General features: G+C 39.6%; 19 protein-coding genes, 2 tRNA genes and 3 rRNA genes. 17 read left to right on the top strand and 7 right to left on the bottom strand.

Features of this window, described 5'->3' with window-relative positions; all coding sequences use genetic code 11:
• Window positions 1-35: 35 nt before the first annotated feature.
• From C8C84_RS08420 to C8C84_RS17035, 4 genes are all read left to right on the top strand, one after another.
• Window positions 36-899: an alpha/beta fold hydrolase gene (locus C8C84_RS08420; protein WP_121313108.1), complete on the top strand. Its 864-nt coding sequence runs from the start codon at window positions 36-38 to the stop codon at window positions 897-899.
• Between the two features lie 3 nt (window positions 900-902).
• Entirely contained in the window at window positions 903-1,544 is a 642-nt protein-coding gene (gene nth / locus C8C84_RS08415) for an endonuclease III (RefSeq protein ID WP_121313107.1), read from the top strand.
• A 127-nt stretch (window positions 1,545-1,671) separates the two neighbouring features.
• Entirely contained in the window at window positions 1,672-2,034 is a 363-nt protein-coding gene (locus C8C84_RS08410; RefSeq protein WP_121313106.1) for a hypothetical protein, read from the top strand.
• A 29-nt stretch (window positions 2,035-2,063) separates the two neighbouring features.
• Complete coding sequence (locus tag C8C84_RS17035) at window positions 2,064-2,201, top strand: hypothetical protein (protein ID WP_158592557.1); 138 nt, start codon at window positions 2,064-2,066, stop codon at window positions 2,199-2,201.
• A gap of 163 nt (window positions 2,202-2,364) precedes the next feature.
• On the opposite strand, the gene rrf is transcribed toward C8C84_RS17035, so the two are convergent.
• From rrf to C8C84_RS08385, 5 genes are all read right to left on the bottom strand, one after another.
• Window positions 2,365-2,474 (bottom strand): 5S ribosomal RNA (gene rrf / locus C8C84_RS08405).
• A gap of 169 nt (window positions 2,475-2,643) precedes the next feature.
• Window positions 2,644-5,524, bottom strand: a 23S ribosomal RNA gene (locus C8C84_RS08400).
• Window positions 5,525-5,656: 132 nt separating this feature from the next.
• Window positions 5,657-5,730, bottom strand: a tRNA-Ala gene (locus C8C84_RS08395).
• A gap of 154 nt (window positions 5,731-5,884) precedes the next feature.
• Window positions 5,885-5,958 (bottom strand) — tRNA-Ile (locus C8C84_RS08390).
• An 88-nt stretch (window positions 5,959-6,046) separates the two neighbouring features.
• Window positions 6,047-7,558 (bottom strand): 16S ribosomal RNA (locus C8C84_RS08385).
• The 16S, 23S and 5S rRNA genes sit together here with 2 tRNA genes alongside, the layout of an rRNA operon.
• A gap of 596 nt (window positions 7,559-8,154) precedes the next feature.
• Between C8C84_RS08385 and thrS the strand changes: the two genes are divergently transcribed.
• The 10 genes from thrS (at window position 8,155) to C8C84_RS08335 (ending at window position 19,555) form a co-directional block, all read left to right on the top strand.
• On the top strand, window positions 8,155-10,101 hold the full coding sequence (gene thrS, locus C8C84_RS08380) for a threonine--tRNA ligase (protein ID WP_121313105.1): 1,947 nt from the start codon (window positions 8,155-8,157) through the stop codon (window positions 10,099-10,101).
• A gap of 76 nt (window positions 10,102-10,177) precedes the next feature.
• On the top strand, window positions 10,178-10,678 hold the full coding sequence (infC, locus tag C8C84_RS08375) for a translation initiation factor IF-3 (protein ID WP_199717202.1): 501 nt from the start codon (window positions 10,178-10,180) through the stop codon (window positions 10,676-10,678).
• A gap of 29 nt (window positions 10,679-10,707) precedes the next feature.
• A complete protein-coding gene (gene rpmI, locus C8C84_RS08370; RefSeq protein WP_011921545.1) occupies window positions 10,708-10,905 on the top strand; it encodes a 50S ribosomal protein L35 in 198 nt (65 codons plus the stop codon).
• Between the two features lie 177 nt (window positions 10,906-11,082).
• Window positions 11,083-11,427, top strand: a complete 345-nt coding sequence (gene rplT / locus C8C84_RS08365) for a 50S ribosomal protein L20 (RefSeq protein ID WP_121313103.1) — start codon at window positions 11,083-11,085, stop codon at window positions 11,425-11,427.
• Between the two features lie 122 nt (window positions 11,428-11,549).
• Complete coding sequence (locus C8C84_RS08360; RefSeq protein ID WP_121313102.1) at window positions 11,550-11,960, top strand: hypothetical protein; 411 nt, start codon at window positions 11,550-11,552, stop codon at window positions 11,958-11,960.
• Window positions 11,961-12,024: 64 nt separating this feature from the next.
• A complete protein-coding gene (locus C8C84_RS08355) occupies window positions 12,025-12,438 on the top strand; it encodes a hypothetical protein (RefSeq protein WP_147406828.1) in 414 nt (137 codons plus the stop codon).
• A gap of 234 nt (window positions 12,439-12,672) precedes the next feature.
• Complete coding sequence (locus C8C84_RS08350) at window positions 12,673-15,591, top strand: pitrilysin family protein (RefSeq protein WP_121313100.1); 2,919 nt, start codon at window positions 12,673-12,675, stop codon at window positions 15,589-15,591.
• 179 nt (window positions 15,592-15,770) lie between these two features.
• A complete protein-coding gene (locus tag C8C84_RS08345; RefSeq protein WP_121313099.1) occupies window positions 15,771-18,380 on the top strand; it encodes a zinc-dependent metalloprotease in 2,610 nt (869 codons plus the stop codon).
• A gap of 89 nt (window positions 18,381-18,469) precedes the next feature.
• The gene (locus C8C84_RS08340; RefSeq protein WP_121313098.1) at window positions 18,470-19,042 is read left to right on the top strand and encodes a Crp/Fnr family transcriptional regulator; all 573 of its coding nucleotides are present in this window, start codon (window positions 18,470-18,472) and stop codon (window positions 19,040-19,042) included.
• Between the two features lie 78 nt (window positions 19,043-19,120).
• A complete protein-coding gene (locus tag C8C84_RS08335) occupies window positions 19,121-19,555 on the top strand; it encodes a carboxymuconolactone decarboxylase family protein (protein WP_121313097.1) in 435 nt (144 codons plus the stop codon).
• A gap of 53 nt (window positions 19,556-19,608) precedes the next feature.
• Here the strand turns inward: C8C84_RS08335 and C8C84_RS08330 are convergent, their stop codons facing one another.
• Both C8C84_RS08330 and C8C84_RS08325 read right to left on the bottom strand, forming a co-directional pair.
• Entirely contained in the window at window positions 19,609-20,454 is an 846-nt protein-coding gene (locus C8C84_RS08330; RefSeq protein ID WP_121313096.1) for an isoaspartyl peptidase/L-asparaginase, read from the bottom strand.
• Window positions 20,455-20,546: 92 nt separating this feature from the next.
• Window positions 20,547-21,419 (bottom strand): cyanophycinase, encoded by an 873-nt coding sequence (locus tag C8C84_RS08325; RefSeq protein WP_121313095.1) that lies wholly within the window; start codon window positions 21,417-21,419, stop codon window positions 20,547-20,549.
• Between the two features lie 147 nt (window positions 21,420-21,566).
• Here C8C84_RS08325 and rluF point away from each other — a divergent pair, with 147 nt between their 5' ends.
• Genes rluF through C8C84_RS08310 form a run of 3 tightly spaced genes read left to right on the top strand, consistent with a single transcriptional unit; the run spans window position 21,567 to window position 23,804 of the window.
• A complete protein-coding gene (gene rluF, locus C8C84_RS08320) occupies window positions 21,567-22,385 on the top strand; it encodes a 23S rRNA pseudouridine(2604) synthase RluF (RefSeq protein WP_121313094.1) in 819 nt (272 codons plus the stop codon).
• Window positions 22,386-22,391: 6 nt separating this feature from the next.
• Window positions 22,392-22,763, top strand: coding sequence for a fluoride efflux transporter CrcB (gene crcB, locus C8C84_RS08315; RefSeq protein WP_121313093.1), 372 nt, complete (start codon window positions 22,392-22,394; stop codon window positions 22,761-22,763).
• Between the two features lie 36 nt (window positions 22,764-22,799).
• Window positions 22,800-23,804, top strand: coding sequence for a bifunctional oligoribonuclease/PAP phosphatase NrnA (locus tag C8C84_RS08310; RefSeq protein WP_121313092.1), 1,005 nt, complete (start codon window positions 22,800-22,802; stop codon window positions 23,802-23,804).
• The last annotated feature ends 1 nt before the right edge of the window (window position 23,805 follow it).

The following is a 23,805-nucleotide window of genomic DNA, read 5'->3' as shown; positions in this document are numbered from 1 at the left end:
ATTTTAACTTTTGGTTAGTTACAAAATTTATTGAAATGACAAAAAAATCCCCAATTAGCAACCAATCATTGCAAATTCCTAAGCCAATTCTACTTACGGCTAAATTATTAGAGGCATTTTCTCCAAAATGGGCCACATTATTCGCCGCTAAATTGTTTACGACTCCGATAAAATACAAAATTCCCAAGAGAGAACTTCAAATGGAACAAAATAGTCGTCAAAGCAAACTATTGGTTTCCAGCCTAAAAAAAGAAATCACGATTTATGAATATGGCGAAGGAGAAAAGAAAGTTTTGTTAGTTCACGGTTGGTCAGGAAGAGGCACGCAGTTGGTCAAAATTGCGGATGAATTAGTAAAAATGGGATACCAAACCATTAGTTTTGATGCGCCCGCTCATGGTAAATCTGAGGGAAAAACAACCATTATGACCGAGTTTATTGCCTCTATTTTAGCCATTGAGAAACAATTTGGACCATTCGAATTTGCAATTGGTCATTCACTTGGCGGCATGTCAATCCTGAATGCTATCAAACAAAATCTAAAAGTTAAAAAAGCGGTAATTATTGGCAGTGGCGATATTATTCAAGATATATTAGATGATTTTATATCGAATTTAAAATTGAATCCTAAAATTGCCGGAATGATGAAACAGCATTTTGAAAAGAAATTTGGCGAACCGATGGAAAGCTATTCTGCTCATTTTTCTGCTGAATCTGTTAAGATTCCAGTCCTTATAATACACGACCAAAATGACCACGATGTTTCAGTAAAAGCAGCATATAATATCGACAAACACCTTAAGTATAGTGAGCTGATGATTACGGAACACTTAGGTCATCGAAAAATATTAGGAAATGAATTGGTAATTAACCGCATTAAAGAATTTTTAAAAGCATAAGTTATGAGTTTATTTGAAACCACCGATTGGGTTCCAAAATTACAGCCCATTTTAGATTTATACCGAGACAAAAAACATCCGTTAGATTATGAAAATCTATACCAATTGATGGTCATGGTGATTTTGTCAGCTCAGGATTCTGATGCGAATATCAATAAAATTGCACCGGCATTGTTCAAAGAGTACCCAAATTTAGAAGCATTATCAACTGCTTCATTTGACAGTTTATTTCCATTGGTTAGCAAAGTTAGAAACTTCAGTACCAAATCCAGTTGGCTCATAGAAATTGCTCAAACGCTAAAAACAGACAGCAATATTCCAACAAATTTAACCGAATTAATCGCTTTAAAAGGCATCGGCAGAAAATCGGCCAATGTGATTATGCGAGAAATGAAAGTTCCGGCTGAAGGTATTATTGCTGATTTACACGTTATCCGAGTAGCGCCAAGAATAGGTGTCATTCAGGAAGCTAAAGATGGAAATAAAGTCGAAAAACAATTGATGGAAACGTTGCCAAAAGCCATTTGGGGAGAAATCGGGATGGCCACTTCCTTTTTAGGAAGGGAAACTTGTCGTCCAACCAATCCAAAATGTCCGCAATGTCCCATTCAAAATGATTGTCAGTATACTTTGAAAACTATATAATTTGGGCGTGTCCCCTTTTGCCTGCCTTGAGCCTGCCGAAAGGGGTCGGGCTATCCGCGCTACATGGTAGCTGCTCCACACGAGCAAAGCGACTGCCAAAGGAATCCCTCACGCAATTCTTAGAATCATGAAACAAATTCCGCTTTATTCAATTGTCCTCTTTCCAACACCTGAACAATCGGCTTTAATCAAATCCTATAAGCAATTGCTTAAAAATCATATTGGTTGGTTTGGCAGTGCCAATGCGGCAGCACATATTACAATAATTAACTTTGATAACGAATTCTCACTCAAACTTCATCTTGAACAGATAAAAGAATTTTGTAAGACTGTCGTTCCGCAAAATGTGATTTTAAACACTTGGGATTCTTTTGGAGAAAGAACCTTTTTCATTGCACCGAATGAGACTTCACAACAATACCTCAATCAACTCATTATCGATTTGCATCAATATATAGTTTTAAAATCAAAACTGCTCATGCTCATTTAAGCATAGCTCGTGGACTTGATGCCAAAAAAATGAAAGCAGCTTATGAATTATTTCAAAACAGTGAGGTTAATTTTGAATTTAGTTGTGATGCAATTTATTTGCGAAGATTCAACGATCAAACCAAACAATATTCAGATATTATAGAAAAAATCCCTTTCGGTAAATAGGCCAAACTTCTGTAAAACAAAAAACCCCTCATCGTTAGATGAAGGTTTTTAAAAAAAAGGCGGCGTCCCCCCGATAGCTATCGTCCCGAAAGCTTTCGGGACCACATAACTGTAGTACCTATAAACAAAAAAGTCCTTTACTTTCGTAAAGGACTCTCTAAAAAAAAGGCGGCGACATACTCTCCCACATAACTGCAGTACCATCTGCGCAATCGGGCTTAACTTCTCTGTTCGGAATGGGAAGAGGTGAGCCCCGACGCAATAACCACCTTAAGAGGTTATAATTGCTTGAGCAATTATTTCCAATGTTAACCATCAATTATTAATTGTTAATTATCAATTGGACAATATCTTAACATACTGAGATAAAGAAATTTTAATTACCGCGAAGCGGAAATATAAAGAAAGAAAGTTTCTCCAGCCTCTTGCGAGGCTGGATGACGTACATAAGCTTACGGGTTATTAGTACTACTCGACTATGACATTACTGCCTTTACATCTATAGCCTATCAACGTGGTCATCTCCCACGACCCTTAAAAGAAATCTCATCTTGTGGTGGGTTTCGCGCTTATATGCTTTCAGCGCTTATCCCTTCCCAACGTAGCTACTCTGCGGTGCTCCTGGCGGAACAACAGATACACCAGAGGTTAGTCCAATTCGGTCCTCTCGTACTAGAATCAGATCCACTCAAATTTCTTGCGCCCACAGTAGATAGAGACCGAACTGTCTCACGACGTTCTGAACCCAGCTCGCGTGCCACTTTAATGGGCGAACAGCCCAACCCTTGGGACCTTCTCCAGCCCCAGGATGTGACGAGCCGACATCGAGGTGCCAAACCCCCCCGTCGATATGAGCTCTTGGGGGAGATCAGCCTGTTATCCCCGGCGTACCTTTTATCCTTTGAGCGATGGCCCTTCCATGCGGAACCACCGGATCACTATGCTCTACTTTCGTACCTGATCGACCTGTATGTCTCTCAGTCAAGCTCCCTTATGCCATTGCACTCTACGCACGGTTACCAAGCGTGCTGAGGGAACCTTTAGAAGCCTCCGTTACTCTTTTGGAGGCGACCACCCCAGTCAAACTACCCACCAAGCAATGTCCCCCACATAAGCGGGGTTAGACCTCAGATAAGCAAAGGGTGGTATTTCAACAATGACTCCACAACGCCTAGCGACGCCACTTCATAGTCTCCCACCTATCCTACACATCACTTATCCAAGACCAATACTAAGCTATAGTAAAGGTGCACAGGGTCTTTTCGTCCCACTGCGGGTAATCGGCATCTTCACCGATACTACAATTTCACCGAGCTCATGGCTGAGACAGTGTCCAGATCGTTACACCATTCGTGCAGGTCGGAACTTACCCGACAAGGAATTTCGCTACCTTAGGACCGTTATAGTTACGGCCGCCGTTTACTGGGGCTTCAATTCAATGCTTCTCCGAAGATAACATCTCCTCTTAACCTTCCAGCACCGGGCAGGTGTCAGGCCCTATACTTCATCTTACGATTTGGCAGAGCCCTGTGTTTTTGATAAACAGTCGCCTGGACCTTTTCACTGCGGCCAGCATTGCTGCTGGCGACCTTTCTCCCGAAGTTACAGGTCTATTTTGCCTAATTCCTTAGCCATGAATCTCTCGAGCACCTTAGGATTCTCTCCTCGACTACCTGTGTCGGTTTACGGTACGGGTTCTTATAATCTAAGTTTAGAGGTTTTTCTTGGAAGCCCTTAGGCACACTATCTCTTTGCCCGAAGGCTCCGAGTACTATCGTATTTCCCCAAGCCGCGTGGATTTGCCTGCGCAGCTTATAGGTAGGTACTTCAACGAACTATTCCGTCAGTTCGCGGTGCTTTCATCACTCCGTCACCCCATCACAATTATAAGAAGTACGGGAATATTAACCCGTTGGCCATCGACTGTTCCTTTCGGATTCGCCTTAGGACCCGACTAACCCTCAGCTGATTAGCATAGCTGAGGAAACCTTAGTCTTTCGGTGTGCGGGTTTCTCGCCCGCATTATCGTTACTTATGCCTACATTTTCTTTTCTAACCAGTCCAGCATGCCTTACGACACACCTTCAACCCTGTTAGAATGCTCCCCTACCACTTGACATAGTCAAGTCCATAGCTTCGGTAATATGCTTATGCCCGATTATTATCCATGCTCGTCCGCTCGACTAGTGAGCTGTTACGCACTCTTTAAATGAATGGCTGCTTCCAAGCCAACATCCTAGCTGTCTGGGCAGACAAACCTCGTTTTTTCAACTTAGCATATATTTGGGGACCTTAGCTGATGGTCTGGGTTCTTTCCCTCTCGGACATGGACCTTAGCACCCATGCCCTCACTGTTAGTAAACATTATATAGCATTCGGAGTTTGTCAGGAATTGGTAGGCGGTGAAGCCCCCGCATCCAATCAGTAGCTCTACCTCTATATAACTTTACGACTAACGCTGCACCTAAATGCATTTCGGGGAGTACGAGCTATTTCCGAGTTTGATTGGCCTTTCACCCCTACCCACAGGTCATCCGAAGACTTTTCAACGTCAACCGGTTCGGACCTCCACTATGTGTTACCACAGCTTCATCCTGCCCATGGGTAGATCACACGGTTTCGCGTCTAACACTACTGACTAAAGCGCCCTATTCAGACTCGCTTTCGCTACGGATCCATACCTTAAGTACTTATCCTTGCCAGCAACGTTAACTCGTAGGCTCATTATGCAAAAGGCACGCCGTCACCCCACTAAAGGGCTCCGACCGCTTGTAAGCGTATGGTTTCAGGATCTATTTCACTCCGTTATTCACGGTTCTTTTCACCTTTCCCTCACGGTACTGGTTCACTATCGGTCTCTCAGGAGTATTTAGCCTTAGCGGATGGTCCCGCCAAATTCAGACAGGGTTTCACGTGCCCCGCCCTACTCAGGATACCACTATCCTTATCTTCTCTTACTTATACGGGACTATCACCCTCTGTGGTTAACCTTTCCAGGTTATTCTAATTCAATCCGCAAGAAATGTCGTGGTCCTACAACCCCAAAATTGCCGTAACAACTTTGGTTTGGGCTAATCCGCGTTCGCTCGCCACTACTTACGGAATCACTTTTGTTTTCTTCTCCTCCGCCTACTTAGATGTTTCAGTTCAGCGGGTTTGCTTTCCTTTCGGAATGACATGTCTTCAACATGCCGGGTTGCCCCATTCAGGTATCTACGGATCAATTCGTGTGTGCCAATCCCCGTAGCTTTTCGCAGCTTATCACGCCTTTCTTCGCCTCTGAGAGCCTAGGCATCCCCCATACGCCCTTATTTTGCTTATTGTACTTTTGCTTCTATACATTACTGCATAAAAACGTGTTCTTTCTACTTTTTAAATTTTCTTATCTCAATATGTCAATGAACTTGTGGCGAGTCGCCACTGACAAATAATTATCAGCGTGACTTTAGCCATTGTGGAGAATATCGGAGTCGAACCGATGACCTCCTGCGTGCAAGGCAGGCGCTCTAGCCAGCTGAGCTAATCCCCCGTTTCTCTAGTAGGCAGTGTTCAGTGTTCAGTTTCTCAGTAACCTAAACTACATGCAAACCAGCAGTGAATTTTCAACCTCCAGAATTTCCTTTTATAAACATAAACAGTCTTTGTAATTACCAATTATTAACTATCAATTGTCAATTAAAAAGTAGTCCCGCCCAGACTCGAACTGGGGACCCCTACATTATCAGTGTAGTACTCTAACCAGCTGAGCTACGAGACTCTGTTTTTTTGCTTATTATAATATTTGAACTAACAGCGAGAGTAAAAAATTCTTCCAATTTGAGGACTATCCTCTATATCGTCTCTAGAAAGGAGGTGTTCCAGCCGCACCTTCCGGTACGGCTACCTTGTTACGACTTAGCCCCAGTTACCAGTTTTACCCTAGGCAGCTCCTTACGGTCACCGACTTCAGGTACCCCCAGCTTCCATGGCTTGACGGGCGGTGTGTACAAGGCCCGGGAACGTATTCACCGGATCATGGCTGATATCCGATTACTAGCGATTCCAGCTTCACGGAGTCGAGTTGCAGACTCCGATCCGAACTGAGAACGGTTTTGTAGATTCGCTCCTGGTCACCCAGTGGCTGCTCTCTGTACCGTCCATTGTAGCACGTGTGTAGCCCAAGGCGTAAGGGCCGTGATGATTTGACGTCATCCCCACCTTCCTCACAGTTTACACTGGCAGTCTTGTTAGAGTTCCCGACTTGACTCGCTGGCAACTAACAACAGGGGTTGCGCTCGTTATAGGACTTAACCTGACACCTCACGGCACGAGCTGACGACAACCATGCAGCACCTTGTAAATTGTCCGAAGAAAAAACTGTTTCCAGTCCTGTCAATCTACATTTAAGCCTTGGTAAGGTTCCTCGCGTATCATCGAATTAAACCACATGCTCCACCGCTTGTGCGGGCCCCCGTCAATTCCTTTGAGTTTCATTCTTGCGAACGTACTCCCCAGGTGGGATACTTATCACTTTCGCTTAGCCACTGAACTTGCGCCCAACAGCTAGTATCCATCGTTTACGGCGTGGACTACCAGGGTATCTAATCCTGTTCGCTCCCCACGCTTTCGTCCATCAGCGTCAATCAATTGTTAGTAACCTGCCTTCGCAATTGGTATTCCATGTAATATCTAAGCATTTCACCGCTACACTACATATTCTAGTTACTTCACAATAATTCAAGTCTAACAGTATCAATGGCCGTTTGATCGTTGAGCGACCAGATTTCACCACTGACTTATTAAACCGCCTACGGACCCTTTAAACCCAATGATTCCGGATAACGCTTGGATCCTCCGTATTACCGCGGCTGCTGGCACGGAGTTAGCCGATCCTTATTCTTACGGTACCGTCAAGCTCCGACACGTCGGAGTGTTTCTTCCCGTACAAAAGCAGTTTACACACCATAGATGCGTCTTCCTGCACGCGGCATGGCTGGATCAGGCTTGCGCCCATTGTCCAATATTCCTCACTGCTGCCTCCCGTAGGAGTCTGGTCCGTGTCTCAGTACCAGTGTGGGGGATCTCCCTCTCAGGACCCCTACCTATCGTAGCCATGGTAAGCCGTTACCTTACCATCTAGCTAATAGGACGCATGCCCATCTTTTACCGTTGGAACTTTAATAATTAAATGATGCCATTCAATTATACCATGGGGCATTAATCCAAATTTCTCTGGGCTATTCCCCTGTAAAAGGTAGGTTGCATACGCGTTACGCACCCGTGCGCCGGTCTCTAGTATTGCTACTATACCCCTCGACTTGCATGTGTTAAGCCTGCCGCTAGCGTTCATCCTGAGCCAGGATCAAACTCTTCATCGTATGTTGTTGATAATTTCTTATCGTTTTTTTAGACAAAGGCTAGTCTTTTTCAAATCTTTCGACTCTCTTACTCTCTTTTATTTGTCCTAACATCTCTGTTAGAACGGCTGTCAATTCAATATGTCTATGAACGTTTTCTTCTTATTATATCGCCTCTCTTGCGGTTAGCGGGTGCAAAAGTAAGTAACTTTTTTATTCTGGCAAGCTTTTTTGAAAATATTTTTAAATTAATTTTCTCCCAACTTGTTTCTCCAGCTTTTCAATGAACTCCCTCTCTTGCGGGGTGCAAATATAAAAACTATTTTTCTCCCAATCCAAATAAAAACAACCCTTTTTTGAACTTTTTTTTAACCGTCTGATAACATGAATTTTACAAATGCAGTTCGCCAATAGTTTTATAAATCCCTGACAAACGAACCCAAAAGCCACCCCTTTAGCCCCGATTGAAACGGCGCCGTGCAGAGTGAAAAGCGGGAATTGCCATAACCAACAAAGACCAAACCTTTCGCTACTAATAAATCTTTCCTACTATTATACTATATATATTGTATGTGTTTTGTTAATCTCCTATATTTGCAGTCCATAAAATTTTAGGAATGATAAAGATTACACTACCTGACGGTTCGGTTAAGGAGTTTGAGAAAAATTCAACTCCAATGGATGTTGCAAGAAGCATCAGTGAAGGATTAGCACGAAATGTGATTTCGGCTGCTTTTAATGGTACAACCATTGAAACAGAAACAACATTAACGACCGACGGTTCTCTTATATTATATACATGGAATGACGCAGCTGGTAAAAAAGCTTTTTGGCATTCGACTTCGCACGTGATGGCGCAAGTATTGGAAGAAAAATTTCCGGGCATCAAATTAACCCTTGGGCCTGCGATTGACAATGGGTTTTATTACGACGTAGATTTTGGCGATAAAAAAATCACTGATGCTGACTTCAAGTCCATTGAAGACCGTGTATTGGAAATCTCAAGAGAGAAACACCAATTTAAAATGCGTTCGGTTTCTAAAGCAGAAGCTTTGGAAGTCTATAAAAATAACGAGTACAAAACTGAATTGATTTCGAATTTAGAAGACGGAACGATTACATTTTGTGATCATGCCAACTTCTTTGATTTGTGTCGCGGTGGTCATATTCCAAATACCGGAATTATCAAGGCGATGAAAATCATGAGCGTTGCCGGTGCTTACTGGCGCGGTGATGAAAAGAACAAGCAGTTGACTCGTGTTTACGGAATTTCGTTCCCTAAACAAAAAGACTTGACGGATTACTTAGAATTACTGGAAGAAGCGAAACGTCGTGATCATAGAAAACTAGGGAAAGAATTAGAATTGTTTGCTTTCTCTCAAAAAGTAGGTCAAGGTTTGCCATTGTGGTTGCCCAAAGGCGCTGCTTTAAGAGACAGACTAGAACAATTTTTGAAAAAAGCACAGAAAAAAGCAGGTTACGAACAAGTAGTAACGCCACATATCGGGCAAAAAGAATTGTATGTCACTTCGGGTCACTATGCCAAATACGGCGCCGATAGCTTTCAACCGATTCACACACCGGCTGAAGGCGAAGAGTTTTTACTAAAACCTATGAACTGCCCTCATCACTGTGAGATTTACAACAACAAACCTTGGTCGTACAAAGATTTACCGAAGCGTTATGCCGAATTCGGAACGGTTTACCGTTATGAGCAAAGTGGTGAATTACATGGTTTGACTCGTGTTCGTGGCTTTACTCAGGATGATGCGCATATTTTCTGTACACCGGATCAATTAGATAGAGAATTTAAAAATGTAATCGACCTTGTATTATATGTATTTGGTTCGTTAGGATTTGAAAACTTTACGGCTCAGGTTTCGTTAAGAGACAAAGAAAACAGAGATAAATATATCGGAAGTGATGAAAACTGGGAAAAAGCGGAACAAGCCATCATCAATGCAGCCAGCGACAAAGGTCTGAATTATGTAATTGAATATGGCGAAGCGGCTTTCTATGGCCCGAAATTGGATTTCATGGTCAAAGATGCTTTGGGCAGACAATGGCAATTGGGAACGATTCAAGTAGATTACAATTTACCGGAGCGTTTTGAATTGACTTATAAAGGTGCGGATGACAAATTACACCGTCCGGTGATGATTCACCGAGCGCCATTTGGTTCTATGGAACGCTTTATCGCTATTTTACTGGAACATACGGCTGGAAATTTCCCACTTTGGCTAATGCCGGAGCAGGCTATTATCTTGTCTTTGAGTGAGAAATATGAAAATTATGCGAAAAAAGTTTTAGAATTGCTAGAAAATCACGAAATTCGCGCCCTAATTGACAACCGCAACGAGACGATTGGAAAGAAAATCCGAGAGGCAGAAGTTCAAAAAATGCCGTTTATGCTGATTGTTGGTGAGGAAGAAGAAAAAAACGGTACGATTTCTGTACGTCGTCACGGACAAGAAGGAAAAGGGAATATCACGGTTACAATTGACGAATTTGCGAGAATTGTAAACGAAGAAATTGCCAAAACATTAAAAACATTTGAAGTTTAATTTAAATAAGTAAGCCATAGCAATTAGAAACAACAGAGGTTACCAACCTCGAGTAGAAAAAACAGCAGCCCACAGAATTAACAATTTAATCCGTGGTGTAGCAGAAGTTCGTTTAGTAGGAGAAAATATAGAACCGGGAGTGTTTAAGTTTTCCGATGCAATGCGTCTCGCAGAAGAGCAAGAAGTAGATTTGGTTGAAATTTCGCCAAATGCGGATCCGCCTGTATGTAAGTTAATGGATTATGGAAAATTCATTTATCAACAAAAGAAGCGTGATAAAGAATTAAAAGCAAAATCAACGCAAATCACCGTTAAAGAGATTCGTTTCGGACCTCAAACTGATGAGCATGATTATGAATTTAAAAGAAAAAATGCAGAAAAATTCCTTAAAGAAGGCTCGAAACTAAAAGCTTTTGTGTTCTTTAAAGGTCGTTCGATTATTTATAAAGAACAAGGTCAAATCCTATTGTTGCGTTTAGCACAAGATTTGGAAGAATACGGAAAAGTAGAAGCAATGCCTGTATTAGAAGGAAAGAGAATGATTATGTTCATTGCTCCGAAGAAAAAAGGAAAGTAAGTAAGTTAAATTAAATAAACTAGGAAAAGATGCCTAAAATGAAAACAAAATCCAGTGCTAAGAAGCGATTCAAAGTAACTGGCTCTGGAAAAATCAAGAGAAAACACGCTTTTAAAAGTCACATCCTGACTAAAAAATCTAAAAAGCGTAAATTGGCTTTAACTCACTCTGCGTTGGTTCACAAAACAGATGAGAAAAGTATCAAACAACAATTAAGAATTATCTAAATAAGGGATAAGTGAAAAGTAAAGAGGGATAAGTTTTAAAACTTTTGCCTTATGCCTTTTCCCTTTAAACTTTTTAAATTCTTTAGGTTAAAAAATTATTTAAAATAACCTTGGAGTATGGCTTTAAAGTTCCCTTGATTCAATTCGGGACGCCTGCTACAAAAAAACAGAAAAATTATGCCAAGATCAGTAAATTCAGTTGCTAAAAGAGCAAGAAGAAAAAAGATAATGAAGCAAGCCAAAGGTTTCTTTGGTCGTCGTAAAAACGTTTGGACAGTTGCTAAAAACGCAGTAGAAAAAGCCATGTGCTATGCTTACCGTGATAGAAAGCAAAACAAAAGGAACTTCCGTTCACTATGGATCACGCGTATCAACGCCGGTGCTAGATTGGAAGGAATGAGTTACTCACAATTCATGGGATTGGTTAAGAAAAACGGTATCGAATTGAACCGTAAAGTATTGGCTGATTTAGCAATGAATCACCCGGAAGCTTTTAAAGCTGTTGTGAAAAAAGTAAAATAAACGTTTGTACAAACTCAATTTAACTTACTTACATAGAAAAATCCCAATCGAAAGGTTGGGATTTTTTTTATAACTATTTTTATTACATTTGGAGTCTAACCTTTTAACCATAATTCCTAAATATGAAAACAAAATCTTTTTTTAAGCCTTTATTATTACTCTTTGTTTGCGTTAACTTACTGAGTAGTTGTTCTAGTGATAGTAGCTCTTCCGGTGGCGATGTTACACAACTATTTGATAAATGGTGGTACGATACTAATGATTTCACTGCTGATGTGTATTTTAATAGTAACGGAACCTATCAACAATATCTAAATTTTGCAGGCGCCGGATTTTCAAATACAGGAACATGGACTTGGGAAAACGAAAGTCAAAAAATAATGAAAGTTTCATATGAAACCGGACCAAACGCAGTAACTGAAGTCTTGTTTAAATTCTCAAACATACAAGAAAATAGTTTTACAGTAAAACAATCCGTTGATGACGGAGCCACATACAGTCAACCTGTCAACTATTCTGATACAGACGAATAACATTTATCCCAATCGAAAGGTTGGGATTTTTTTATTATTTCACATATATTTGACAAAAAAAGCCATGAAAACAAAATCGTTAATCAAAACATTGTTCTTACTACTTACTGTCACTTTGGGCAGTAGTTGTTCCAAAGAGAACAGCACCGCTGACGGAGATGTCAGCTTATTGTACAACAGATGGTGGTACGAAAGTAATAATACAAATCCGGCTCCAGATTTGTTCTTTAATTCCACAAGCGCCTACCAACAACACCAAGTAATTTCGGGTGTTAGCGTTTTTTATAACGGCACTTGGACCTGGGAAGACCAAGACCAAAAAATTATGAAAGTCATTCACGACAGCGGAACCGGAACGACAACAACGCTTTGGTTTCAATTTTCCGGCATACAGGAAGGTCGTTTTAAAGTCAAACAATCCTCTGACGGCGTCACCTTCTCGAACACCACTTTGGTATACTTATTTACCAACGAATAAAACCAAGTCCCAACGCATTGTTGGGACTTTTTTTATGGCGTGACCACAAGGGTCGCGCTGTCCGAAGTACACGGTACTTCGCTCCCATCGCTCACGCAACAACTTAGACTTCAAGTTGACCAATAAACAATCTTCTTCTTTATCATCAACAGCCAATCATACCAACTCATTTTAACATTTGTTTTTAAAAATAAAACATTTGTTTCCCTATTTTTGGACTAAACTAAACCATTTATGAAAAAAACAATTCTAGTTAGTTGTTTGCTGCTCGCAGTAACTACAATTAAAGCACAAAGTTTTTCCACAGAAAAGAAGCAAGATAGTCAAGGCTATACTTATGAAACTGTAAAAAATGACAAAACAGGCGTTAGAGTTTACACCCTGAAAAACGGCCTAAAAGTCTATTTAGCCCAAAACACTGACGAACCAAGAATTCAAACTTATATTCCCGTAAGAACCGGTTCCAATAATGATCCTGCGGACAATACAGGATTAGCACACTATTTAGAGCATATGGTTTTTAAAGGAACCAGCAAAGTTGGAACGCAAGATTGGGCAACCGAACAAAAACTCATCGCTCAAATTTCAGACCTGTACGAACAACACAAAGCCGAAACCGATCCTGAAAAAAAGATTGCCATTTACAAACAAATCGATCAAGTCTCTCAAGAAGCTTCTAAATATTCAGTAGCCAATGAATATGACAAACTCATTTCATCGCTTGGCGCCAAAGGAACAAACGCACACACGTCACTCAACGAAACCGTTTATAAAAATAACATTCCCGCTAATGAATTAGAGAAATGGATGATTGTAGAAAAAGAACGTTTCTCCGAATTGGTGTTGCGTCTTTTCCACACCGAATTAGAAGCCGTTTACGAAGAATTCAACCGTTCGCAAGACAACGATGGTCGTTTAGTAAACTTCGAATTAATGGCTGCCTTATTTCCGGATACGCCTTATGGTCAACAAACCACAATCGGTAAATCGGAACATTTAAAAAATCCTTCCATGGTCGCTATTCACAACTATTTCGACATGTATTACGTCCCGAATAATATGGCCGTAGTATTGGTTGGTGACTTAGATTTCGATAAAACCATCAAAATGGTGGACAAATACTTTGGCACATTCCAATACAAAGAATTGCCAATGAAGAAAAAAGTGGTTGAAAAACCAATGACAGCTATCGTTTCGAGAGAAGTTAAAAGTCCTACTGCAGAACGTTTGAACATGGCTTGGAGAACTTCGGGCGACGGAACCAAAGAAGCACAATTGGCCGAAATGGTAGCCGAAATATTGTCAAATGCCGGTGATGTTGGTTTAATAGACATCAACATCAACCAAAAACAATTGGCCCTGAATGCCGGTGGCTTCAGCACTACTTTCAACGAGTATGGCTATTTAGGCATGAGCATTACGCCTAAAGAAGGTCAAACATTAGAAGAAGCAAGAGACTTACTGCTTTCTCAAGTAGCTAAAATCAAAAAAGGTGAATTCGACGAGTGGATGATTCAAGCCATCGTAAACAATATGAAAGTGAATCGAATGAAAGCTTATGAATCAGGCGATGGATTAGCAACAAGCTTATACCGCGTTTTTATTCAAGGCAGAAGTTGGGAAGAAAATTTAGCCGAAATCAATGAGTATTCAAAAATCACCAAAGCCGATATCGTAAAATTTGCCAACGACTTTTTCAAAGACAACTACGTAATTGTTTACAAAAGAAAAGGCGTGAATGATAAACTGGTTCGTGTTTCTAACCCAAAAATCACTCCGATTCAATTGAACCGTGAGGCACAATCTGAGTTTTACAAAGATTTTGCCAAGCAAACACCCACTGATTTAGCGCCGGTATTTGTTGATTTCAAATCAGCAATCCAAACCAAAAAGGTAAAAAACACCAATATCAGTTTTATCAAAAACAATACAAACACCATTTCAAGCGTATACTATATCTTCAATATGGGTTCCGACCATGACAAAAAATTACAATTGGCGGCCGGAATGTTAGATTATTTAGGCACTGACAAAATGAGTTCGGAAGACGTGAAAAAAGAGTTCTACAAAATCGGAATCTCTTATTCAGTGAACTTTACTAATGATATGACTTACATATCGCTTTCAGGTTTAGAAAATAATTTACCAAAAGGAATTGCTTTATTGGAAGACTTACTGAAAAACGTAAAACCGGATCAGAAAGTATATCAAACCCAAGTGGAAAGCATTTTAAACGCCAGAAACAATGCTAAAAAACGCAAAGAAAACATCTTAAACGCCTTGGTAAATTATGCTAAATACGGTAAAGATTCACGCTTCAGAGATATCATTTCTGAACAAGAATTAAAAGAAATGGACGTGGCCAAACTAACTGATTTGGTTAAAGGAATGACCAATTACGAACACCAAATTTTCTTCTACGGAACTGATCTAAATCCAATAATAGCAGCTTTAGAAAAGCACCACAATTTGGCGGCCAACAAACCTATTCCGGCACCTAAGCAATATCCTGAACCGGAAACCACCAACAAAGTTTATTTTGCCAATTACGATATGGTTCAAACCGAAATGACCCGAGTGGCTAAAGGCGTAAAATATGATGCTAAAGTAGCAGGAACAGTAAATGTATTCAACTCTTACTTTGGTTCGGGCTTGTCTTCCATCGTGTTCCAAGAAATTAGAGAATCCAAATCTTTGGCTTATTCGGCTCGTGCCAATTATGTCATGGCTAATGATAAAAACCTAAATGATTACATGCAAGTAGCTATCGGAACGCAAGCCAATAAATTACCTCAAGCGGTTGAAGCCATTAATGCTTTATTGTCGGATATGCCCAAAATTGACAAGCAATTCAATAATGCCAAAGAATCAAGTTTGAAACAAATCGCGTCAAGCAGAATAATCAAAACTAGTATTTTCTTTAACCAACTCAACTTGAAAAAATTAGGCTTCGATTATGACATTCGCAAAGACATTTACAAAGACATCCAAGGGTTGACTTTAGACGCTACCAACGATTTTTTCAATAAGGAAGTAAAAACTAAAAATTACAACACCGCCATTATTGGTAAAAAAGAAAGTTTAGACTTTGAAGCGCTCAAAAAATTAGGGCAAATTGAAGAAGTGACTTTGGAAGAAATCTTCAACTATTAAAAGATTTCAAACAGATTATCATATAAAAATCCCAGTCAGATGATTGGGATTTTTTTGTTCCAGAATTTTACCCGTTAAAAAAATCATAACATTTGCTTGACACATCAAATAATGTAGTAAATTGGTTGGTTTTAATTCTAACACTTAACCTTATTCATCAATCTATTAAATTTTAAACTATGAACAAAATTAGACTTACGTTCATTCTTTCTTTAGCAGTTCTTTTGAGTTCAGGTTTGTCACAGGCACAAGACAAATCTAATCGGAAAAAGAAAAATGACAAAGAAGCTGCTGCTGCAAAAGCAGATTCCATTAAAAACAAAAAGCCAGCCAAGGTTTCCATCGCAGACAAGATAAAAACCAGCAAAAAATCGGAAGGCCTTTTTACCATTTACCAAGACACGGTAACGGGAAGCATCCAACTTTTTATCAAAAAGAACCAATTAGACAAAGAGTTCATTTATCAAAGTTATTCGATGAACGGACCAACAATGCTAGGTTTGAACCAAAGCATGCACAGAGCTACCAATATCTTTAACATTAAAAAAGCCAATGACAAAATCGAATTTGGTTTAGTCAACACCAGCTTTTACTACGATAAAAACAATGCAGTCAGCAAAACAGCGGGAACCGACATTGCTGAAGCCATTTTCTTAGCTGAAAAAATTGTAGCCAAAGACAGCACAGGATATTTGATTGCCGCTGATGGCTTATTCCTCAGTGAAAAATTAGATCCTGTAAAACCCATAATGCCTCCCGGAATTCCTCCCGGAGCTGTTTTTAATTTAGGTAATTTCAATGCGGCTAAATCAAAGTACCACAGCGTTCGTTCTTACCCAAACAATACCGATGTTTTGGTTGATTTGGCTTATGACAATCCGGCACCTTTAAATGGTGGTGGCGAAGATATTACCGATGCACGTTATGTTCGTGTTCGCATCCAACATACTTTTCTGGAAATCCCGGTTAACAATTTCAAATCCCGCAGAGATGATCCGCGTGTTGGTTATTTTGGACAAACCATCAATGACCAAACCAGCACAAAACCAACGCCTTACAGAGATATTATTCACCGATGGTATTTGACTAAAAAAGATCCTGTTGCTTTCCTAAGCGAACCGGTTGAACCAATCGTTTGGTGGGTTGAAAATACAACTCCTTTAGAATACAGAGAAACCGTTGTTAATGCCGGAAACAAATGGAACGAAGCTTTTGAAAAAGCAGGTTTTAAAAATGCAGTCGTAATGAAAATCCAGCCGGATGATGCCGATTGGGATGCAGGCGACGTGCGCTATAATGTAATTCGTTGGGTAGCTTCGGCTAATCCGCCTTATGGTGCGATTGGACCAAGTTTTGCCAATCCGCGTACCGGTCAAATTTTAGGGGCCGATATTACAATTGAATGGGCTTCAGGAAGTAATTCTCCTGCTTTAGACGAATTGTTTTCAGGACCGGGTTCAGAATCTAATGCACATCTTGATCATTATTTCCACAATGACGGAACGGCTTGTACTTTGGCGAACGAACTTAAAAATCAGTTCTTAATGGGTACAACAATGGCAGAAGCTTATGGAGAAGACGCCGCAACTATGCTAAAAGTTCATGAAGAATTTTTATACTATCTGGTATTACATGAAATGGGACATACTTTAGGATTGAACCACAACATGAAATCAAGCCAAATGTTAAGTCCGGCCGACTTACACAATAAAGCCATCACTGAAAAAATTGGTCTTATCGGTTCGGTAATGGATTATCCTGCTATCAACCTTTCTTTAGACAGAAGCAAACAAGGAAATTACTATACTACAAAGCCAGGGCCATATGACCTTTGGGCTATTGAATATGGTTACAAAGAATTTGATGAAAATTCAGAAGAAGCGGAATTAGCCAAAATCTTAAGTAGAAGTACTGATCCTAATTTGACATTTGGAAATGATGCTGATGACATGAGATCTCCGGGTAAAGCCATTGATCCTAGAGTAATGGTTAACGACTTAAGTAGTGATGCTGTTGGAAATGCTGAAGAAAGATTCAAATTGGTGAACAATGTAATGGCCAAATTGAAAACAAAATACAGCAAAACAGGACAAAGTTATGCCGAATTAAGATCGAGATACGGAATGTTAAATAACCAAAGAAGAAACATGGCTGCTGTAGTAAGCCGTTATGTTGGAGGTGTTTTTGTTGACAGAAGTTTTGTCGGACAAAATACTACTCAAAAACCTTTTACTCCTGTAACAGAAGTCCAACAAAAAAGAGCCATTGACATCTTAAATAAATATGTTTTTGCACCGGACGCTTTCGATGCTGACGTTCAATTGTATCCTTATTTACAATTACAAAGACGTGGATTTAGTTTCTTTTCCTCAACGGAAGATCCAAAACTAAGTGCCATTTATCAATCAATTCAAACAGATGCTACGCTAGGTCACATCCTTCACCCAACCACTTTGCAAAGGGTTTCGAATTCAAGTTTGTATGGCAACAGCTATTCTGTAGCTGAAGTAATGGGAGATTTAACTAATGGTATTTTCAAAGCGGATTTGGTGGGTAAAGTAAACCTACACCGCCAATATCTCCAAACGTATTTTGTCAAAGAAGTAGCTAAAATTGCTGATATCACTGATACCAGAAGCAGACATGACGACATCTCAAAAGCGGCTGCACGTCAAACGCTGAAGAAAATTAAGTTAATGTTAGCAACGGCGTCTTCCTTAGATGAAAGCACCAGAGCGCACAGAAATTATATTACTTTCTTAATAGAAAATGCTTTAACGATTAAATAATTGATTTGACTTAACAATAAAAAAATCCCAACCGAATGGTTGGGATTTTTACATTTAAAAAGTAACTTTGAGAAACACGAAAATAAAAAATGCCTGCTCGACTCATTGAACATATCAACAAACACATCCAACTTTCGCAACCCGAAATCGAACTTCTCTTAAGTAAGGTGATAGTAAAATCAGTTAAGAAAAAGGAATTGCTTCTGAAAGCCGGTGAAGTATGCAACAACCAAAATTTTATTCTGAAAGGTTGCGCTCGCAATTATATCATTAATGAAAAAGGCGTTGAACAAACACTGCAATTCGGAATTGAAAACTGGTGGCTTACAGATTACATGAGTTTTTCTACTCAAAAACCTTCTCATTTTTATATTCAAGCCATCGAGAATTCGGAAATCGTTTCGATTTCCAAGACCAATCTTGATGAACTTTATGCAGCCATTCCCCAACTCGAACGCTATTTCAGGATTGTACTTCAAAAATCTTTTGCCGCTTCGCAAATGCGTATTATGTTTTTATTTACAATGTCTGCTGAAGAGCGCTACCATCATTTCAACAACGTTGTTCCCGAATTTATACAACGCGTACCTCAATACATGATTGCTTCCTATTTAGATTTTTCAGCTGAGTTTTTGAGCAAAATAAGAGCTGGCAAAGTGTAAAAATGTTTTCTTGAAGTAGTTCAAGTTTTTTAGAGAACAGATGCAGGAACTTTGCATAGAACTTTAAAAAACAACAAAATGAATACTAGAATCCTTATGCCCAAAGTAGCACCCGAAGCTTATAACGCCTTACTAGGTTTAGAAAAATATTTGGCTTCTACTTCACTAACTCCAATTCACAAAGAGCTGATAAAAATCAGAGCCTCACAAATAAATGGCTGTGCTTATTGTATCAACATGCACACGACTGATGCTCGAAAATATGGTGAAACAGAACAACGCATTTATCTTTTAAACGCTTGGCGCGAAGCTGATGTGTATACCGAAGAAGAAAAAGCAATTTTGGCTTTAACCGAAGAAGTGACCATGATTAACAACCATGTTTCTGAGGCAACGTATCAAAATGCGGCCAAACTATTTGACGAAAAATATGTAGCCGATATCATCATGATGATTATCACCATCAACTCCTGGAACCGATTAGCGATAAGCACCGGATTGAGAGTTTCTTAATGCTTAACAAAAAATCCCAATCTCTCGATTGGGATTTTTTTATTTTGTAATTATCAATTAAAAACTTCTTCATTCTCGCCATCAAAACTGGCAAAAACCATACTCGGATGGGAATCTTGATGGAAAATATTGCCTTTATTATCAATGGCAATCGCACCGGCAAAACCATCAAAAGGTTTGAGTTCGTTAAACGTTTTTTCAAAAGCTTGGGCCAAAGTAAAGCCATCGGTAACACGAGTCACAATTTTCGCCGCAACAGCACCACTTACAATGTCTTCGCCTACTCCGGTTAAACTTACACCACAAAAGGCATTGGCATAATTTCCGGCCACGGTAGCCGAATCTGAGATTCGTCCCGGAATTTCAAATCCTTTTCCGCCGGTTGAAGTGGCAACTGCAATTTTACCTTCAGCATCTAAAGCCACACAACCAACTGTTCCGGTTCCGGTCGCTGCTAATTTAGCTTCATATTCTGCTCTTCGTTGTGGAATTTCGGTAGAAACTTTTTCAAATCCGTGTTGGCGAGCAAAGTTCGTTGCGCCGCTTCCACCTAAAACTTTATCATCATAATTCAATAAAACCTGAGCCACTTGCACCGGATTTTTGACTTCTTCTATATTAATCACACCGCTCATTTTCATAGACGAACCATCCATCAAAGAAGCACTCATTCTGATTTTACCATCAGATTGAATTTGGGAACCCATTCCGGCATTGAATAATTCATCATCTTCCAATAATGACGTCGCATACACTACCGTTTCCAAAGCTGAATGGTTTTGCAAATAAGCATACGCATCCTTTGCAATACGCAATAACGCTTGCTGTTTCGCCACTTTAGTTTCGTGATTGGTTGACGATTCTGAGAAAAATCCGCCGTGGATAATAATTCTAGACATTTTAGATTGTTAGATTTTTAGACTTCTTAGACAGCTTATACTCTTAGAAAACATCTGATTTTCTAACAATTTAAGAAGTCTAACGATCTAAATTAAACGTATTGTGAAGACTTAATCGTCATTTTAAAAGTAGTCAAATCAAAAGTATCATAAATACTCAAAACGTGCGTCACCAAATGATTGATAGAAATCGGTTGGCCTAATTCTACTTGCGTTAAATTAGTATCTTTTATTTCTCTTCCGTCAACTAATATTACCAATCCGGAACCAATGGCTTCCATTTTAGTATTGTGCGTAATCAACAAACCGGTATCTTCTCCTAATCCGATGCCTAAAACTTTAGGGTTTCCGACAACCGATTGGAACAACCGACCTATTCTGCCGCGTTGTACAAAATGCGTATCGATAATGACACCGTCAATTAAACCCAATCCGGAAGTGATTTTTACTTCGCCTTTTAACAAAGCTTCACTACTACTTCCTTGGTAAATCATATTATTAGAAGCCGCAGCAGCACCGGCAGAAGTTCCGGCATAGATAAATTCTTCGTTATGGTATTTGTCTAAAATAATATCATGAAACGGCGTTCCACCAAGGATTGAAGTCAATCGCAATTGATCACCACCGGTAAACATTACCACATCGGCCGCTCTTAATCTGGCTAAAACTTCTGGATCAGAAGCTTGTTCGCGTCTTTCGATATTGAGCACATCAACATTGTCTGCTCCTAAATAATGAAGGGCTTTCACATACTCCGGTCCAATTTCCCTAGGAATTTTTGAAGCCGTTGTAATGACTTCTATGCGAGATTCTTTTTTATGTTTAGATTCTTCAATTATTCGTTTTAAAATGCCGGCTTCAAAAAAGTTTAAATTCTTTGCCGCACTTTTATCTAAATCGGTTTCAGTGAAACTACCTTTATCAACAGCGCCACCTATTATTATTAATTTTCCACGTATATTCATGTCGGTAAAAATAACAAAATCTTAATACCTACAAAGTCTTTTTTTATCTTTTTGGCGCTAATTTATCAACGACTTATCAAGAAACAGTATTCTTAATTATGTTATATTTGCCACTCGAGACCGTTAGGTCGAATCGTACGAAGTAATATGGAAGTCAATCAAACCCGTATCAACAAATTTCTGTCCGAAAGTGGCTTTTGCTCACGTCGCGAAGCCGATAAACTATTGGAACAAGGTCGAATTACCATCAACGGAATTGTACCCGAGTTGGGCACCAAAGTTTCCTCAGCTGATGAAATCCGTGTCGATGGCAAACTCATTCGCGAAAAAACAGAAAAACAGGTCTATTTGGCTTTTAACAAACCTGTTGGTATCGAGTGTACTACGAATCAAAATGTACGCGACAATATTGTGGATTACATCAATTATCCGAAACGTATTTTCCCTATCGGTCGTTTGGATAAAGCCAGTGAAGGTTTGATTTTTATGACCAACGACGGCGATATTGTCAACAAAATTTTGCGGGCACGAAACAACCACGAGAAGGAATATGTAGTAACGGTTGACCGACCAATTACAGACAGATTCATCGAAAGAATGAGTAACGGCATTCCGATTTTGGACACTGTTACCCGAAAATGTAAAGTCGAGCAAATTAGCAAATACGTATTTAGAATCATCTTAACCCAAGGTTTGAACCGCCAAATCCGCAGAATGTGTGAGTATTTGGATTACGAAGTTACAGCACTGAAAAGAACACGAATCATCAATATATCCTTAGATGTTCATGTGGGTCGATACCGAGATTTAACCGATGACGAAATCAAGCAATTGAATAAATTGATTGAACCTTCGAGCAAAACGGAAGAAGCGAGTTTGCCAAAATCCTCCCAAGCCGGAAGTCGGAAATCGGAAGAGGAAAGAACAAAAACACCAATCCGAATTAGAAAAAATCCAAATTCATAAATTAATATGCTTAAAACCATTTTATACATAGCTTTAGGTGGCGCTATTGGAAGTGTTTTTCGCTTTTTGACTACTGTTTTGGTAGCCAAATTTTGGTCGAATCACTTTCCGTTAGCGACCTTTTTAGCGAATGTTATAGGTTGCTTCTTAATTGGATTGTTCATCGGTATTTTAGCAAAAAACCAGCTGACCGACAGCAATCTCAAATGGTTCTTAGTCACCGGATTTTGTGGTGGTTATACGACTTTTTCTACTTTTGGCATGGAAAATTATAATTTGTTCCAAAATAACAATTCTCTGCTGGCTTTTGCCTATATCGGTTTGAGCATTTTGCTCGGTCTTTTTGCCGTTTGGTTCGGACTTTTTGTATCCAAATAATTTACATTTCCTGAAAAAAATGTAACTTCGCCGTCTATGAAAAAAGAAGACATTTTTGCCATCCAACAATTATTGGCTACGCCGAAAAAAATTGCGATAATTCCACATCGAAGTCCTGATGGCGATGCCATGGGTTCGACCTTGGCTTTGTATCATTTTTTGTTGAAGTTGAATCATCAACCAGTGGTGATTGCACCCAATGATTTTCCGAATTTCTTGGCTTGGTTACCAGGTTCAGAAACGGTGTTGATTTATGAAAATGACAAGTTGAATTGTACCAAAATTATTCAAGAAGCTGAAATTGTTTTTACTTTGGATTTCAACGCCTTACACAGAACAGGCGAAATGGAACAAGTGCTGAATAAAGTTACCGTTCCAATGGTTATGATTGACCACCATCAAAAACCGGATAGCTACGCGACTTACACCTATTCGGAAACAATTTTTGGTTCGACTTGTGAAATGATTTATAACTTTATTACTTTTTTAGGCCATAAAGATTTAATCGATAAGACGATTGCAAGTTGTATTTACACCGGAATTACTACTGATTCGGGTTCGTTTCGCTTTCCGTCAACCACCGGAACAACGCACAGAATTGTTGCAGATTTGATTGATTTAGGGATTGACAATAGTGAAATTCACAACCAGCTTTTTGACAATAATTCGTACAATCGTTTACAATTATTGGGAAGAGCATTGCAAAACATGAAAGTGTTCCCGAAGTTTAAAACGTCTTACATAACGCTTTCGCAAAAGGAGCTGGACGAATTTCATTATGAAAAAGGCGATACGGAAGGCGTAGTGAATTATGGTTTGACCATTAGAGGCATACATTTTGCGGCTATTTTTATTGAACACCGAGATGAGAATATTATCAAAATATCGTTCCGTTCGCAAGGTGATTTTGATGTGAATCAGTTTGCCAGAGACAATTTCAGTGGTGGTGGACACATTAATGCAGCCGGCGGAAAATCATACGAGAGTATGAAAGAAACCATCAAAAAATTTGAAAATTTAATTTCGAAAATAACTATTTAGT

The sequence above is a fragment of the Flavobacterium sp. 102 genome (genome assembly GCF_003634615.1).
Taxonomy (GTDB): Bacteria; Bacteroidota; Bacteroidia; order Flavobacteriales; family Flavobacteriaceae; genus Flavobacterium.
The sequence above is the reverse complement of the archived record's forward strand: the minus strand, read 5'-3'. Positions and strand labels throughout refer to the sequence as shown.